Here is a 13,260-nt window from a genome sequence, read left to right as displayed (position 1 = left end):
CAGTAGGGTAAGTCGCCGTGTGGGACGTCTTCCTCAGCTACAGCCGCGGTGATGTGGAGCGGGTCCGTCCGCTCGTCCGTGCGCTGCGTGACGGCGGGCTGACGGTCTTCACCGACGAGACCGGCGTCGCCTCCTTCGCCGGCATCAGCGACACCATCCGGCGTGAACTGGGCCGTTCCAAGGCGCTGCTGGCGTACTACTCGGCCGCCTACCCCGAGCGGGAGGCCTGCCAGTGGGAGCTGACGACCGCCTACCTCGCGGGCCTTGAGGAGGGCGATCCGCGCCGCCGGGTCATGGTCGTCAACCCGGAGCCCACCACCGGGCACATCCACCCCGTCGAACTCCGCGACGCCCGGCACGCCTCCGCCGACGATCCCGCCGCCCTCGTGGCCGACGTACGCGAGCATGTCGGCGCGCTGGCCGGGCCGATGACCCTGCGGGAGCGGGGCGGCGGGCGGGGCCGGTTCCGGGCGCCGGAGCCGCACCCCGGTTTCGTCGGCCGGCTGTCCGAACTCTGGCGTGTGCACTCCGCGCTGCACGCCCACGCGGCCCCGCTCACCGTCGGCCGGTCCGCGACCCGCACGGTGCAGATCCGAGGCATGGCCGGCATCGGCAAGACCCTCCTCGCCGAGGAGTACGCGGTCCGCTTCGAGGCCGCCTATCCGGGCGGGGTGTACTGGCTCGACGGACAGGCCTACGGCGAGTCGCTGCACGCGCTCGGACTGGGCGACCGGCAGGCTCACTTCCGTCACTTCGACGCCGTCGGCGAACCGTTCCTGTGGATCGTCGACGCCGTCGCCCCGGAGCGCACACCCCTGCGGGCCATGGCGGCGATGGCCGCACCGCACCCGCTCGGGCACACCGTCTTCACCCTGCGCAGCCGCGCCTACGACGCCCTCGGCACGCCCGTCGACCTGGGGCCGCTGGACGACGTCCACGCACGTGGACTCGTCGGCGGGGACGCGGCGCTGGCCGACGCGGTCGGCGGCCACCCGCTCGCGCTGGCGCTGCTGGGCCGCGCCCTGGCGGCCGGGCACCGCGCCCAGGACCTGTACGACAGGCTGCACGCCCGGAGCGGGTCCCTCCTCGACACGCTCGCCGGCGACGACGTCACGGCGGCCGTCGTGCACGACGTGGACACCGCCGACGCGGCCGACGTACTGCGCTGCGCGGCGGCCCTGCACCCCCTGCCGGTGACCGCCGAGGACGTGTGCCGGGTGCTGGCCGCCGTCGACCGGGTGCCGCAGGTCGTGGCGGGCCGGCGCGCGGGCAACGGCATCGCGGAACTGCGTACGCGCAGCCTGCTGACCCCGGCCGCCGAGCCGGCCGGGGCCCGCGCGGACGGCGGCCGCTGGTCCCTCCACCCGGTCATCCTGCACGCCTGGCACCAGCACGACCCGGCGCCCGCCCGCACCGAAACCCTGCGGCACGCGGCCCTGCGCACCCTCTGCGGCCGGCGCGAGCCGGTTACGCTGGCCCTACCCGGAAGCCGTAGGGAGGCCCTCGTGTCAGCAGCCCCCAGCGAGTCGGAGCGGATGGCGGCCTTCGACATCCAGGTCGAGCTGGTCACCCGGATCGGCGTGCAGGAACTGGCCCCCGGCACGGGAAGCCTGCGCGAGGCGCTGTCGTCGCTGAAGTCGCTCATCGACTTCACCCGCGGCACGCTGCACACCTACAGCATCCGCCTGGAGCAGGGCACGGCCGAGGGCGCCGTCACGGTGCAGAGCCTCGCCTATGCCCTGATCAATGACACGATCCGGCCCTTCACCACCACCTGGCATCCCCGGCTCGCCGCGTACGAAGCCCGCCGCCCCGCCGACGTCGCACCGCTCGACCACGAACTCTCCTGGCCGGAGGCGGAGCGGATGCGGGCCGACCTCGCGGCGCTGCGCGAGCCGCTGCGGCGTATCGCGGAAGGGCTCGCGGAAATTTCGGGAGCGGACTTCGGGGTCGCTGCGGCAGGCTGAGGGCATGAGCCAGACCGCCGACCTCGACTTCCTCGCCGCCACCGCCGACCGCCTCGCCGCCCTGCCCACCGTGCAGGCCGTCGCCCTCGGCGGCTCCCGGGCCCAGGGCACCCACCGCCCCGACAGCGACTGGGACATGGCGATCTACTACCGCGGCCCCTTCGACCCCGATGACCTGCGGGCCGTCGGCTGAGAGGGCGAGGTGTCCGAGGTCGGCGGCTGGGGTGGCGGGGTGTTCAACGGCGGGGCATGGCTGGACATCGACGGACGCCGGGTCGATGTGCACTACCGGGATCTCGACGTGGTCGAGCACGAGCTGGCGGAGGCCGAGGAGGGACGGTTCCGGGTGGAGCCGCTGCTCTTCCATCTCGCCGGCATTCCCACGTACCTGATCGTGGCCGAACTCGCCGTCAACCAGGTGCTCCGGGGCACCCTTCCGCGCCCGGCGGGCTACCCGGACAAGCTGCGGGTCAGCGCCGCCGAGCGCTGGCACGGCACCGCCCTCGCCACCCTGGACTACGCCAGGGCCAACCACGCCCCCCACGGCCGGCTCACCGAGACCGCCGGAGCCATCGCCACGGCCGCCGCCCAGGCCGCGCACGGGGTGCTCGCGGCGCGCGGGGAGTGGGTGACCAACGAGAAGCGGCTGCTGGAACGGGCCGGGCTGCGAGGGATCGACGGTGTGGTGGGTGAGTTGCGGGGCGAGCCCGAGGCCCTCGCCCATGCCGTCACCAAAGCCAAGCGCATGATCGGGGCGGCATTGCGTTCATAAAGAAACCGGCCGCCCGGGGCACGTTTCACCTCGCCGAAACGTGATCGCCCTGTTTGCCCGGCGCACGCGTCCTACCGTGGAAGCACGGTCCGCCGGCCACCGTCGTCCGAAGGCCCACCCCGCCCTCGTACGACGAACAGGAGCCCCGTGTCCCGGCCCGCCGCACCCCTCTGGCTCGCCCACGCCCTGCGCACCCAGCGCGGTCCCGTGCCCTGGAGTGCGGTGACCCGGGGTGCGCTCGCCGCCGGACCCCTGCTGCTCGCCGGGGTGCTCGCCGACCGGCTGCCCAGTGGCGTGCTCGCCGCCATCGCCGCGATGCTCGCCGGCATCAACGACCGTCCCGGCAGCCGGCGCGCCTCCGTCAAACGGCTCGGGGTGCCCGCGCTGGCCGGTGGCCTCGGGCTGCTCGTGGGGACGTACGCCGGGCAGGGCCTGGCCGCCGTACCGCTCACCCTGGTGCTCACCCTGCTGGGGCTGGCCGCCGGCGGCATCAGCGCGGTCGGGCCCGTCGCCTCCGCCGCCGGTACGCAGTTGCTCGTCGCCGCGGCCCTCGGCGCCGGGATGCCCGCCGCCATCAGCGGCTGGCAGCGGGCGCTCGCCTTTCTCGCCGGCGCCGGGTGGCTGATCCTGCTACGGCTCGCGCTGCCCACGCCCGGCTCGCTCGCCGGGGACTTCCGGTTCGACGGAGAGCGGGACGCGGTCGCCGATGTGTACGACGCCGTCGCCGCCCTTCTCGACGCCGTGGGCGGTGACCACGCCACCGCCCGGCGGGCCGCGCTCACCGCCGCCCTCGACCACGCCCAGGACGCCCTCGCCGGACCCCGGCTGCGCCGGTACGCCAGTTCCGCCGCCGAGCGCCGGCTGCACGCCCAGTACGCGGCCGCGCTGCCCCTCGCCGAGGCCGCCACCGCCCTGTACTGGGCCGCAGAACCCGTCGCTCCGCGGGCGGCGGAGGGCCCCCGGCGGCTCGCCGCCGCCGTCCGTGGCAACACCGGCACCGGCCCGCTGCCCGCCCCGCACCGCTCGGCGCCCGCCCTGCGGGCGCTGGACGACGCCCTGTTGCGCGCCGCCGAGGCCTTCGACCGGGCCGACAGCCGTGACCACCGGATGCTCGCTCGCCGGCAGAGTCCGAAGGACGTGGTCCGGGCCGCGTTCGGCACCGGCGGGCGCGAGTACGGGCTGCGTGTCGCCCTCTGCTTCGGGGCCAGCGCCGCCATCGCCCAGGCGCTGCACCACGCCCGCTGGTACGGGCAGCATCAGCACTGGTACTGGCTGCCCGCCACCGCCGTCTTCCTCGTCAAGCCCGACCTCGGGCCGCTCGCCTCCCGGGTGCTGTGCCGGGCCGCCGGGACCGTGCTGGGCGCTCTGGTGTTCACCGGGCTCGCCGCGCTGCTGCCGCACCCGGCGGGGCTGATCGCGCTGGTCGCGGTCTGCGGGGCGCTCGTCCCGGTCGCGACGAGGCACTTCGCCGCGCTGACCGCCGTCGTCACCGTCCTCGTCCTCGCGCTCGTCATGGTCGGCGGTGAACCGCAGGCCTCCGTCACCTCCGTCAGCCGCATCGGCGAGACGCTGCTCGCCTGCGCGCTCGTGCTGGTCGTCGGGCATCTGCCGATGCCGGGGGAGCGCGGTGGCGGGGTACGGGCCCGGCTCGCCGCAGCCGGGAGCGCCGCGCACGCCTACCTCGTGCACGTCCTCGGCGAGTCCGGTGACCGCGCCGAGCGCGAGTCCGTCGATGACCGCGCCGAGAGAGAGTCCGTCGATGACCGCGCCGAGAGAGAGCCCGCCGACGAGCGACCCGGGCGTGAGCCCCTCGACGTTCGCGCCGAGCGCTGGGCACTGCGCCGTGAGGCCTACCGCACCCTCGCCGAGGCCCGCACCGCCATCGCCCTCGCCGCCGCCGAACTGCCCGCGCTGGCCCGGCACACCGCGGGCACGGACGCCGTCGCGGACGTCCTGGAGCGACTTGTCGACACGACCACTGCCTGCGCCGTCCACCTCGACGACACCGGCCGGCTCACCCCCCGGCACATCCGCCAACTGCGGGAGGCCCTGACCGAGCTGGAGCTCCAGGGAATCGAGGCACCCCCGCTGCCCGCCGCCGCGTAGCCGTGCAGTCGTACGGCTGACCCACGCAGTCGTACGGCTGACCCGCGCAGTCGTATGGCTGACCCGCGCAGTCGTATGGCTGACCCGCGCAGTCGTACGGCGGACCCGCGTGCTGCTTGTGCGGCTGCGAGTCACCGCGCTCCCGCGAACTTTCTTCATTCTTATGGCAGTTGGAGCATTGCATGCCTACGCCGGCCAGGTCAGGTGTCCGGGACCTGACGCCGCGTAGGCTGATGCGCATGGAACTCGCGGACGGCCTCATCCATCACCCCTACGACGTCTACCGACGCCTGCGGGACACCGCCCCCGTGCAGCGCATCGCCGGACCCGACGGCACCCCCGCCTGGCTCGTCACCCGGTACGAGGACGTCCGGGCCGCGCTCGCCGACCCGCGGCTGTCGCTGGACAAGCGGAGCGGAGCGACCGGCAGGTACAAGGGCCTGTCGCTGCCGCCCGCCCTCGACGCCAACCTCCTCAACATGGACCCGCCCGACCACACCCGCATCCGGCGCCTGGTCGGCCGGGCCTTCACCCCGCGCCGCGTCGAGCAGCTCCGCGCGCCGATCCGCCGTACCGCCGACCGGCTCCTCGACGCGCTCGGGCCGCACGGCAGTACGGACCTGGTCGCGTCGTACGCCGCCCCGCTGCCCATCACCGTCATCTGCGACCTGCTCGGCATCCCGGAAGGGGACCGGCTGGACTTCCGGCAGTGGACCGACTGTCTCACGGCCCCCGACCCGGCCCGCCCGGACGCCTCCAAGAAGGCCATGGCATCGATGCTGGGCTTCCTCACCCGGCTCGTCGCCGCCAAACGCGAAGAGCCGGCCGACGATCTGCTCTCCGACCTGATCGCCGTACGCGACGACGGCGACCGGCTCGGTGAGGAGGAGCTGATGTCGCTGGCCTTCCTCATCCTCTTCGCCGGGTACGAGAACACGGTCCAGCTCATCGGCAATTCCGTGCTGGCCCTGCTCCAGGCCCCGGACCAGCTCGCCGCCCTGCGCAAGGACCCGGCACAACTCCCGGCGGCGGTCGAGGAGTTCGCCCGTCATGAGGGTCCGATGCTGTTGGCCATGCGCCGGTTCCCGGTCGAGGACGTGACGATCGCCGGGGTGACCATCCCGGCGGGCGAGACGGTCTGGGTGTCGCTGTCCGCCGCCAACCGCGACCCTGACCGCTTCCCCGACCCCGACCGGCTCGACCTCTCCCGCGACGCCGCCGGGCATCTCGCCCTCGGGCACGGCATCCACTACTGCCTCGGCGCTCCGCTGGCCCGCGCGGAGACGGAGATCGCCCTGGCCGCCCTGCTGGAACGCCTCCCCGAACTCGCCCTGGCCGACACCGAACTGTCCTGGCGTCCGTCGATGCGCGCCCGGGGGCTCAGGGCCCTGCCCGTGACGTACTGAAAAATCTTCGTGCCCAGCGATGAGTTCCGCCCCCGGCGACGGTCACCCTCCCGAACCGACCGTCGGACAGGAGGGCCCATGTCGCTTCCGGAGATCGTCTCGCGTGAGCAGTGGCGCGTGGCGCGCGAGGAGTTGCAGCGCGAGGAAGAGGCGGTCAGACGGGCGCGCGCGGAGCTGAGCGCACAGCGGCGGCGGCTGCCCATGGTCGAGGTCGACACGGAGTACGTCTTCGAGGGCGGCGACGGCAAGGCCACACTCCTCGACCTCTTCGAGGGGCGGACCCAGCTCGTCGTGCACCACTTCATGTTCGCGCCGGAGTGGGAGGCGGGCTGCCCCTGCTGCTCGGCCTTCCTCGACCAGCTCGGCCATCTCGCCCATCTGCACGCCCGGAACACCTCGTTCGCTTCCGTCTCCCGGGCCCCGTTCACCCGGTTCCTGCCGTTCAAGGCACGGATGGGCTGGACGGTGCCCTGGTACTCGTACCTGCCGTCCCACGGCGACTTCAACCGCGACTTCGAGGCCACCGTGGAGTCGGACCAGGGCCTGGCCGAGCGCCCGGGCATCAGCTGCTTCCTGCGCGACCACGACCGGGTCTTCCACACCTACTCGGTCTTCGAGGACGGGCTGGACGGCGCCTGCACGCTCGCCGGTCTGCTCGATCTCACCGCGCTGGGCCGCAGCCCCGCCGGCAGCGACCGGCTGCGCCTGCACGACGAGTACGACGGCTGACACAGCGGGTGACGTTTGAAGACATGGCGTGTCCGGTTCATGTCGCAAAGTGAGCGGATTCTCGTGGTCCGCGCCGAACGGTTGTCGGTAATGTCTCAGTCCCGTCACTCGGCGAGGCGATTCCGTTCTCCAGGGCGTTAACTCCTCTCAGAGCGACGCTTTCTGGAGGTGCGAGATGGTGAACGGGCGAACGGTGCTCGAACGCTTTCCCGCCGGTGGTCCGCGGGGGTCCCGGCCCGCTGAGGAGTTCGCGCACGCCCGGCGTCTGGAAGGCCTGCCCGCCGAGGTCGTCATGGACCTCGCGACGGACACCTTCCTGGTGATCGTGCGCGGCGACAGCGCCGAGTGAGCCGGCTCAGGCGGGCTTCGGCGCCGGCACCCGGGCCGTGAACTGGTCCGCCTGGAGCGCGTACAGCTCGGCATAGACACCGCCCCTGGCCAGCAGCTCCTGCGGGGTGCCGGACTCCACCAGGCGCCCCCGCTCCAGCACATGCACCAGATCGGCGTGCCGCACCGAGGCCAGCCGGTGAGTGATCAGCACGACCGTCTGCCCGCTGCCCGCCAGCGCCCGGATCTTCTCGAACACCTCCAGCTCGGCCCGCGCGTCCAGCGCCGCCGTCGGTTCGTCCACGATCAGCAGCCGCCCGTGCCGGTACGCGGCCCGGGCGATGCCGAGCCGCTGCCACTGCCCGCCGGACAGCTCGTGCCCGCCGCTGAAGTTGCGGGCGAGCAGGGTGTCCAGGCCGCGCGGCAGACCCGCGACCACCTCCTCGGCCCCCGCCTCGGCGACCGCCGCGGCCACGGCCTCCTCGGTCAGGGGCGCGGAGGAGCGGCCGACGGCCACGTTCACCCGGGTGGTGAACGGCCAGCGCTTGAAGTCCTGCGCCACCATCGCGACACGCTCGGCGAGCAGCCGCCGGTCGGCCCGCGCCGCGTCGACGCCGTCCCACAGGATCCGGCCCCGGTCCGGGACGTACAGGCCCGCGAGCAGCTTGACCAGCGTCGTCTTGCCCGAGCCGTTCTCGCCGACGAGCGCGATGATCCGGCCGAGGGGCAGGCTGAGGGTGATGTCGTCCAGGGCGGGGCGGGCCGTGTCACCCGGACGGGCGGAGTCACCCGGATAGCTGAAGGTGACGTTCTCGAACCGGATCTCCTTCGGGTCCTCCGGCAGGGTTTCGCCGCCCGCCGGGATGGCCCGCTCGGCCGCCTCCGCGTACAGCCGGTGCAGATCGCCGACGAACAGGGCCTCCTCGTGCAGCTGATTGATCTCCAGCACCAGCGTGTCCAGGCTCGACGCTCCGGTACGGATCGCGATCACCGCCGTACCGGCCACCGACAGGGCCATCGCGCCGGACAGCAACAGCGCGCCCAGCGTGGCGTAGGTCGCGAGCGTGGCGAGGCCCGTCCAGCCCGCCGCGATCAGGCCGGTCCGCGCGGCCAGCCGGGACAGCCGGGCCTGTTCCGCCTCCGCCGTCTCCGACATGGACCGGAAGTGGCGCAGCAGGAACGGCCCGACTCCGTGCACCCGGATCTCCGGGGCGGCGTCGGGCTCGGTGAGCAGGTTGCTGATCAGCCGGCCGGCCCGGGCGTGCTGCACCCAGGTGTGGAAGGACTCGTAACGGCGCCGGGCGTTGATCAGCGCGCCCCAGGCGCTGGGCAGAGTCATCGTGACCAGCAGCGGCAGCAGCACCGGATGCAACACCGCCAGGACGCCGGCCGCCGCGATCAGCGAGATCAGCGCGCTGATCACCCGGGTGCCGTAGGAGATCATGCGGCGCGCGGACTCGGCGCCGTACTTGGCCGTGTCCAGCAGCTTGTGAAAGGCGTGGTCCTCGATCGCGGCCAGCTCCACGTTCGCCGCCCGCTCCAGATACAGCTCGGTCGCCACGCGCTCGACCTTCGGCTCCAGCCGTCCGGTGGCGTAGGTGGAGGCGGCCCGCAGCAGGGCGCCCACCAGGGACATGGCGGCCACGGTGAGCAGGGCGGGGGCGGCCGAGCGCAGCCGCTGCCCGACGTCGGGGCCGGCGAGCAGCTCGCGGAGCACGCTGTTCACGGCCAGCAGGCTCACCGCCTGGGCGGCGCCGCGGACGGCCTCGGCCGCGAGGACGACCCGTGCGGCGCGGGCGTCGGCCTGCAGGGCCAGCCGGAGACTGGACGCCAGCATGCCGGGCAGCCGCACCACCATCGCGCGGAAGCTCAGCTCCAGGAAGGCGTCCGCGTGCTCGTTCCACCCCATGTCGTACCGCAGCGGCCCCCCGAACAGCAGCCGCTCGGACTCCGACACCACGGGCTCAGCCGCGTCCCGCCGCTTCCCCACCGCCCACCTCCCGGCGCGTCACCGACCGCCACTATCCCCAGGCGGACCGACGGCGGGCAGGGCGCGCGGGGGAGCGAGGGGGGCGTACGAGGGGTACGGGAGGGGCCGTCGGCCGATCAGCCGACTGAAAGGCAGCTGACCTGAACGGGCGCGGCGTCACGGCCGGAGCAAGCGCAGCGGCTGGGCCCGCGACCAGTCCGGCGCCGTCCCCAGCGCCCGGCACATGGCCAGGTACAGCGGAATCGGCGGGGTGTACGGCACCGTGCCCTCGGGGCGATGGATGAGCCGGGCGGGCCCGGTGACCAGGGCGCCGGGGGCGTACTGGGCGGGGGACGGCCAGGGGAGCGCGTAGTCGGAGTCTGCCGGAACGATCCACCACCACTGCGCGCCGTCGGTGTACACACAGCCAAGCCGGGGCAACCGCGGTACGACGAGCGGGCCGAGCCGGTCCGGCACGGCCACCGCGTCACAGCCGAGCGGGGCCGTCATGTCCTCCGGGAGCAGCAGCCGTCGGGGCGCGTCCGGGACAGGCCGCCGGCGCTGCAGCCGGACGAGGGTGTCGAGGCCGATCGGACGCTCGGCGGCGGACGCATGGGTGTCGTTCTGGTCCGCGCCGGTGATGTCGGGTCCGCCGGTCACGGCCGTTCCCCGGCGCGGTGCTGTTCGGGAGCCCGGTGCAGCGGCTGGTGCCAGGGGCGGTCCGGGGGCCGGTGTCGGTGCGGCTCCGGCAGGCCGCCGTGCCGGTGCGGTTCGGGTATCCCGTAGCGGTACTGCTCGGCTGCCTGATCCATCCGCTGCTCCGGCGGCATGTGGCGATGCTGCCGCTCGGGCGCCTGGGACAGCGAAGGCTCCTTCGCTCCGTGTGTGGGGTGTGCCTCGTGGGCGAGTTGTTCCCCGGTCCCGTGTGTGGGGTGTGCGTCATGCCCGAGTTGCGCCCCGGTCCCGTGCGTGCGGTGTGCCTCGTGCCCGAGCGGCTCCGCAACCCCGTGTGTGCCGTACGTCCCGCGTCCGCGCGGCTGCGCGACCGCGTGCCCGCCCGGGACGGCCTGTTCCGCGTCCTCATGGCCGGTCCCCGTCGGTTCGTCCTCGCGGGAGTCGTGCCGGACGGTCCGGCTTGGGGCGGGCGCCCCAGCCGAGGTCGTTGCACGGGTCGGCGATGCCGGGGGCGGCGTCGGTCTGCCGCGGCAGGTCGGCCCAGACGAGCAGGCCGGGGCCGTGTTCCTGGGCACCCCAGGCCCGGCACAGCGCGTCGACGAGGAACAATCCCCTCCCGTGCTCCTCGTCCGGTCGCTGCGGGGACGGGTGGGGTTCGCCGGGAGCACAGCCCTCGTCACTGACGGAAATACGCACGATGTCGTCGTGATCGTGCAGCTCGCACACGACACGGCTGCTCGCGGTGTGCACGATCGCGTTGGTGACCAGCTCGGATATGACCAGGGCCGCGCTCTCGCAGGTGTCCGCGCATACCGACCAGCCGGTGAGCCGGGCCTGCGCCAGGCGTCTCGCCTGAGCGACGGAACCCGGATGTGCGGCCAGCTCGAAGCGGAACCGGCGCTCGGCAGCGTCCCGTTGAGGGGCTGCTCCCGACGCGGCACCGAGACCGGAACGGTCTGCGGCGGCGTCTGTTCCTAAGGGCGCGGACGGAATCACGCTTGCCACTATCTCCCCGCCGTGAACACTTGGCAAGTGTCACTCTGAAAATTGCAGAGTGCTGTGTGACTTGGTCAGGGGCCGTGGCACACTGCTCGCAACAGCACGTCGAGCGGCGCCAATTGGGGTCATCGAAGGCCCGCCCGGTCTTCGAATGAATCTTCGAACGGCGCCGCAGGACTGTCGGGAAACATGGCTGTGCGGCTCTCGGTGGAGTGAGGCTTTCGGTGGAGGTGTCAGCGTGAGCGAGCCGCGGTCCGCGCCGACGGTGGGCCAGGTGGTCCTCGGCCGGCGCCTGTTGGACCTGCGGGAACGCGCCGGGCTGAAGCGCGAGGAGGCCGCCCGCGTCCTGCGTGTCGCGCCCGCCACCATCCGCCGTATGGAGACGGCCGAGGTCGCCCTCAAGATCCCGTACCTGCAACTGCTGCTGAAGGCCTACGGCGTTCCCGACGACGAGGCCGACCTCTTCGTCCAACTCGCCGAGGACGCCAACAAGCCCGGCTGGTGGCAGCGGTTCCACGACATCCTGCCGGGCTGGTTCTCGATGTACGTCAGCCTGGAGGGCGCGGCGAGCCTGATCCGCTCGTACGAGCCGCACTTCGTCCCGGGCCTGCTCCAGACCGAGGACTACGCGCGCGGTGTGCTCACGTCCGGTGCCATCGGCCAGACCAGCCCGGACGACATCGAGCGGCACGTCGCACTGCGCATGCAACGCCAGGAGTTGCTCACCCGTCCCGACGCCCCCCGCTTCTGGGCAGTGATGGACGAAACCGCCCTGCGCCGCCAGGTCGGTGGCCCGGAGGTGATGCGCGCGCAGATCGACAGATTGCTGGAGGCCGCGAAGCTGCCCCATGTGACGCTCCAGGTGGCCCCGTTCGCGAGCGGGCCGCACCCGGGGACGTACGGGCCCTTCGTGCTGTTCCGATTTGCCATGTCAGAACTGCCGGACATGGTCTACAGCGAGTACCTGACCGGCGCGGTCTATCTGGACGCGCGCACCGAGGTGGCGACCCACCTGGAGGTCATGGACCGCATGGCGGCGCAGGCCGCTACGGCACAACGCACGAAGGAGATCCTCCAGGATCTCCGCAAGGAGCTGTGAATGGATCGCATCAAGCCCCGCGGACACGTCTACAACGGCATGCCGGCGCGGGAGCTGGGCAGCGAGGGGTGGCACAAGCCCTGGAGCGGCGGCAACGGGGGAAACTGCCTGGAGGCGATGAAGCTGGCCGACGGCCGGATCGCCGTGCGCCAGTCCACCGACCCGGACGGACCGGCGCTGATCTACACCACGGACGAGATGACCGCCTTCATCGAGGGCGCCAAGGCGGGGGAGGCCGACTTCCTGCTGTCGTGACCTCCTTGTGTGACCGTTCCCTCAACTCCTCTGTTCCTCTGTCTGACGCTGAATTGACGGGTGCTTGATCAATGGGTGAGATCGACACCGGCAAGCCGCATCCCGCGCGGACGTACGACTGGTATCTCGGCGGCAAGGACAACTGACCCCGTCGACGAGGCGATGGGCCGGCAGATGCCGGCCCTCGACCCCCGGGTGCCGGTGATGGCCCGCGTCAACCGGGCGCTTATGCACCGTGCCACCCGCTGGCCGGCCCAGCAGGGTGTACGGCAGTTCCTGGACATCGGCACCGGCATACCCACCGAGCCGAATCTGCACCAGGTCGCCTGGGGGTACCTCCCACGCCTTCCGGGCAGTGGGGGAGGGTCGTGCCCGACGCCCGCGTCGTCTACTGCGACAACGAACCGATCGTGCTGGCCCACGCGGCGGCCCACGCGGCGGCCCTGCTGCGCAGCACACCGGAGGGCGCGACCGAGTACCTCCAGGCCGACGTCCGCGATCCGGACGCGATCGGCGCGGGCGTGCGCCGGATCCTGGACCTCGACCGCCCGGTGGCGTCTTCCTCGTCGCCCTGCTGCACTTCGCCCCGACGAGGACGGCGCGCACGAACCGGTCACCCGCCTGCTGTCCGAACTGCCCGCCGGCAGCTACCTGATGATGACCCACGCGACGGCCGACGTCACCCCCGAGGAGTCGGCGGCCGCCGTGGCGAAGCTGAAGGCGGCCGGCGTCATCCTGGCCCTGCGCTCCCGAGAGGAGTTCGCCCGCTTCTTCTCCGGCCTCGAACTGATCGAGCCGGACGTGGAGATCGTCCGCAAGTGGCACCCGGAACTGGGCGAACCGGTCCCGGGGCAGGACGTCGGGGTGATTCCGGAGTACGGGGCGGTGGCCCGGAAGGGGTAGGCGGCAGGGGCCGGGGCCCTCTCGGGGCTGGGGGGCTCTCGGAGTCAGGGGAG

The 13,260-nt window shown here is 73.0% G+C and carries 11 protein-coding genes and 2 pseudogenes; 9 read left to right on the top strand and 4 right to left on the bottom strand.

Going from position 1 to position 13,260, the window contains the following annotated elements; genetic code table 11:
• Positions 1 to 17: 17 nt before the first annotated feature.
• From LE548_RS11205 to LE548_RS11180, 6 genes and pseudogenes are all read left to right on the top strand, one after another.
• Positions 18 to 1,967, top strand: a complete 1,950-nt coding sequence (locus tag LE548_RS11205; RefSeq protein ID WP_225096548.1) for a toll/interleukin-1 receptor domain-containing protein — start codon at positions 18 to 20, stop codon at positions 1,965 to 1,967.
• Positions 1,968 to 1,971: 4 nt separating this feature from the next.
• Positions 1,972 to 2,739, top strand: a pseudogene (locus LE548_RS11200) (nucleotidyltransferase domain-containing protein).
• A gap of 147 nt (positions 2,740 to 2,886) precedes the next feature.
• Positions 2,887 to 4,845 carry an FUSC family protein gene (locus tag LE548_RS11195; protein ID WP_225096547.1) on the top strand — a complete coding sequence of 653 codons (1,959 nt, stop codon included), beginning with the start codon at positions 2,887 to 2,889 and terminating at the stop codon, positions 4,843 to 4,845.
• A gap of 239 nt (positions 4,846 to 5,084) precedes the next feature.
• A complete protein-coding gene (locus tag LE548_RS11190; protein WP_225096546.1) occupies positions 5,085 to 6,251 on the top strand; it encodes a cytochrome P450 in 1,167 nt (388 codons plus the stop codon).
• Positions 6,252 to 6,329: 78 nt separating this feature from the next.
• Positions 6,330 to 6,980, top strand: a complete 651-nt coding sequence (locus LE548_RS11185) for a DUF899 domain-containing protein (RefSeq protein WP_225096545.1) — start codon at positions 6,330 to 6,332, stop codon at positions 6,978 to 6,980.
• Between the two features lie 175 nt (positions 6,981 to 7,155).
• Positions 7,156 to 7,329 (top strand): hypothetical protein, encoded by a 174-nt coding sequence (locus tag LE548_RS11180; protein WP_225096832.1) that lies wholly within the window; start codon positions 7,156 to 7,158, stop codon positions 7,327 to 7,329.
• Between the two features lie 6 nt (positions 7,330 to 7,335).
• Here the strand turns inward: LE548_RS11180 and LE548_RS11175 are convergent, their stop codons facing one another.
• From LE548_RS11175 to LE548_RS11160, 4 genes are all read right to left on the bottom strand, one after another.
• Positions 7,336 to 9,297, bottom strand: a complete 1,962-nt coding sequence (locus LE548_RS11175; RefSeq protein ID WP_225096544.1) for an ABC transporter ATP-binding protein — start codon at positions 9,295 to 9,297, stop codon at positions 7,336 to 7,338.
• 156 nt (positions 9,298 to 9,453) lie between these two features.
• Positions 9,454 to 9,867, bottom strand: a complete 414-nt coding sequence (locus tag LE548_RS11170) for a hypothetical protein (protein WP_225096820.1) — start codon at positions 9,865 to 9,867, stop codon at positions 9,454 to 9,456.
• A gap of 65 nt (positions 9,868 to 9,932) precedes the next feature.
• Positions 9,933 to 10,088, bottom strand: a complete 156-nt coding sequence (locus tag LE548_RS11165; protein WP_225096543.1) for a hypothetical protein — start codon at positions 10,086 to 10,088, stop codon at positions 9,933 to 9,935.
• 268 nt (positions 10,089 to 10,356) lie between these two features.
• Positions 10,357 to 10,956, bottom strand: a complete 600-nt coding sequence (locus LE548_RS11160; RefSeq protein ID WP_225096542.1) for an ATP-binding protein — start codon at positions 10,954 to 10,956, stop codon at positions 10,357 to 10,359.
• A gap of 232 nt (positions 10,957 to 11,188) precedes the next feature.
• Between LE548_RS11160 and LE548_RS11155 the strand changes: the two genes are divergently transcribed.
• The 3 genes and pseudogenes from LE548_RS11155 to LE548_RS11145 all read left to right on the top strand — a co-directional run bounded on the left by LE548_RS11155 (position 11,189) and on the right by LE548_RS11145 (position 13,207).
• Positions 11,189 to 12,049 carry a helix-turn-helix transcriptional regulator gene (locus tag LE548_RS11155; protein ID WP_225096541.1) on the top strand — a complete coding sequence of 287 codons (861 nt, stop codon included), beginning with the start codon at positions 11,189 to 11,191 and terminating at the stop codon, positions 12,047 to 12,049.
• Entirely contained in the window at positions 12,050 to 12,304 is a 255-nt protein-coding gene (locus LE548_RS11150; RefSeq protein WP_071382716.1) for a DUF397 domain-containing protein, read from the top strand.
• A 71-nt stretch (positions 12,305 to 12,375) separates the two neighbouring features.
• A pseudogene (locus LE548_RS11145) lies at positions 12,376 to 13,207 on the top strand (SAM-dependent methyltransferase).
• Positions 13,208 to 13,260 lie beyond the last annotated feature (53 nt).

Source organism: Streptomyces sp. CoH27 (assembly GCF_020181035.1).
Classification (GTDB): domain Bacteria; phylum Actinomycetota; class Actinomycetes; order Streptomycetales; family Streptomycetaceae; genus Streptomyces; species Streptomyces camelliae.
This window is presented reverse-complemented; position numbering and strand designations above follow the sequence as displayed.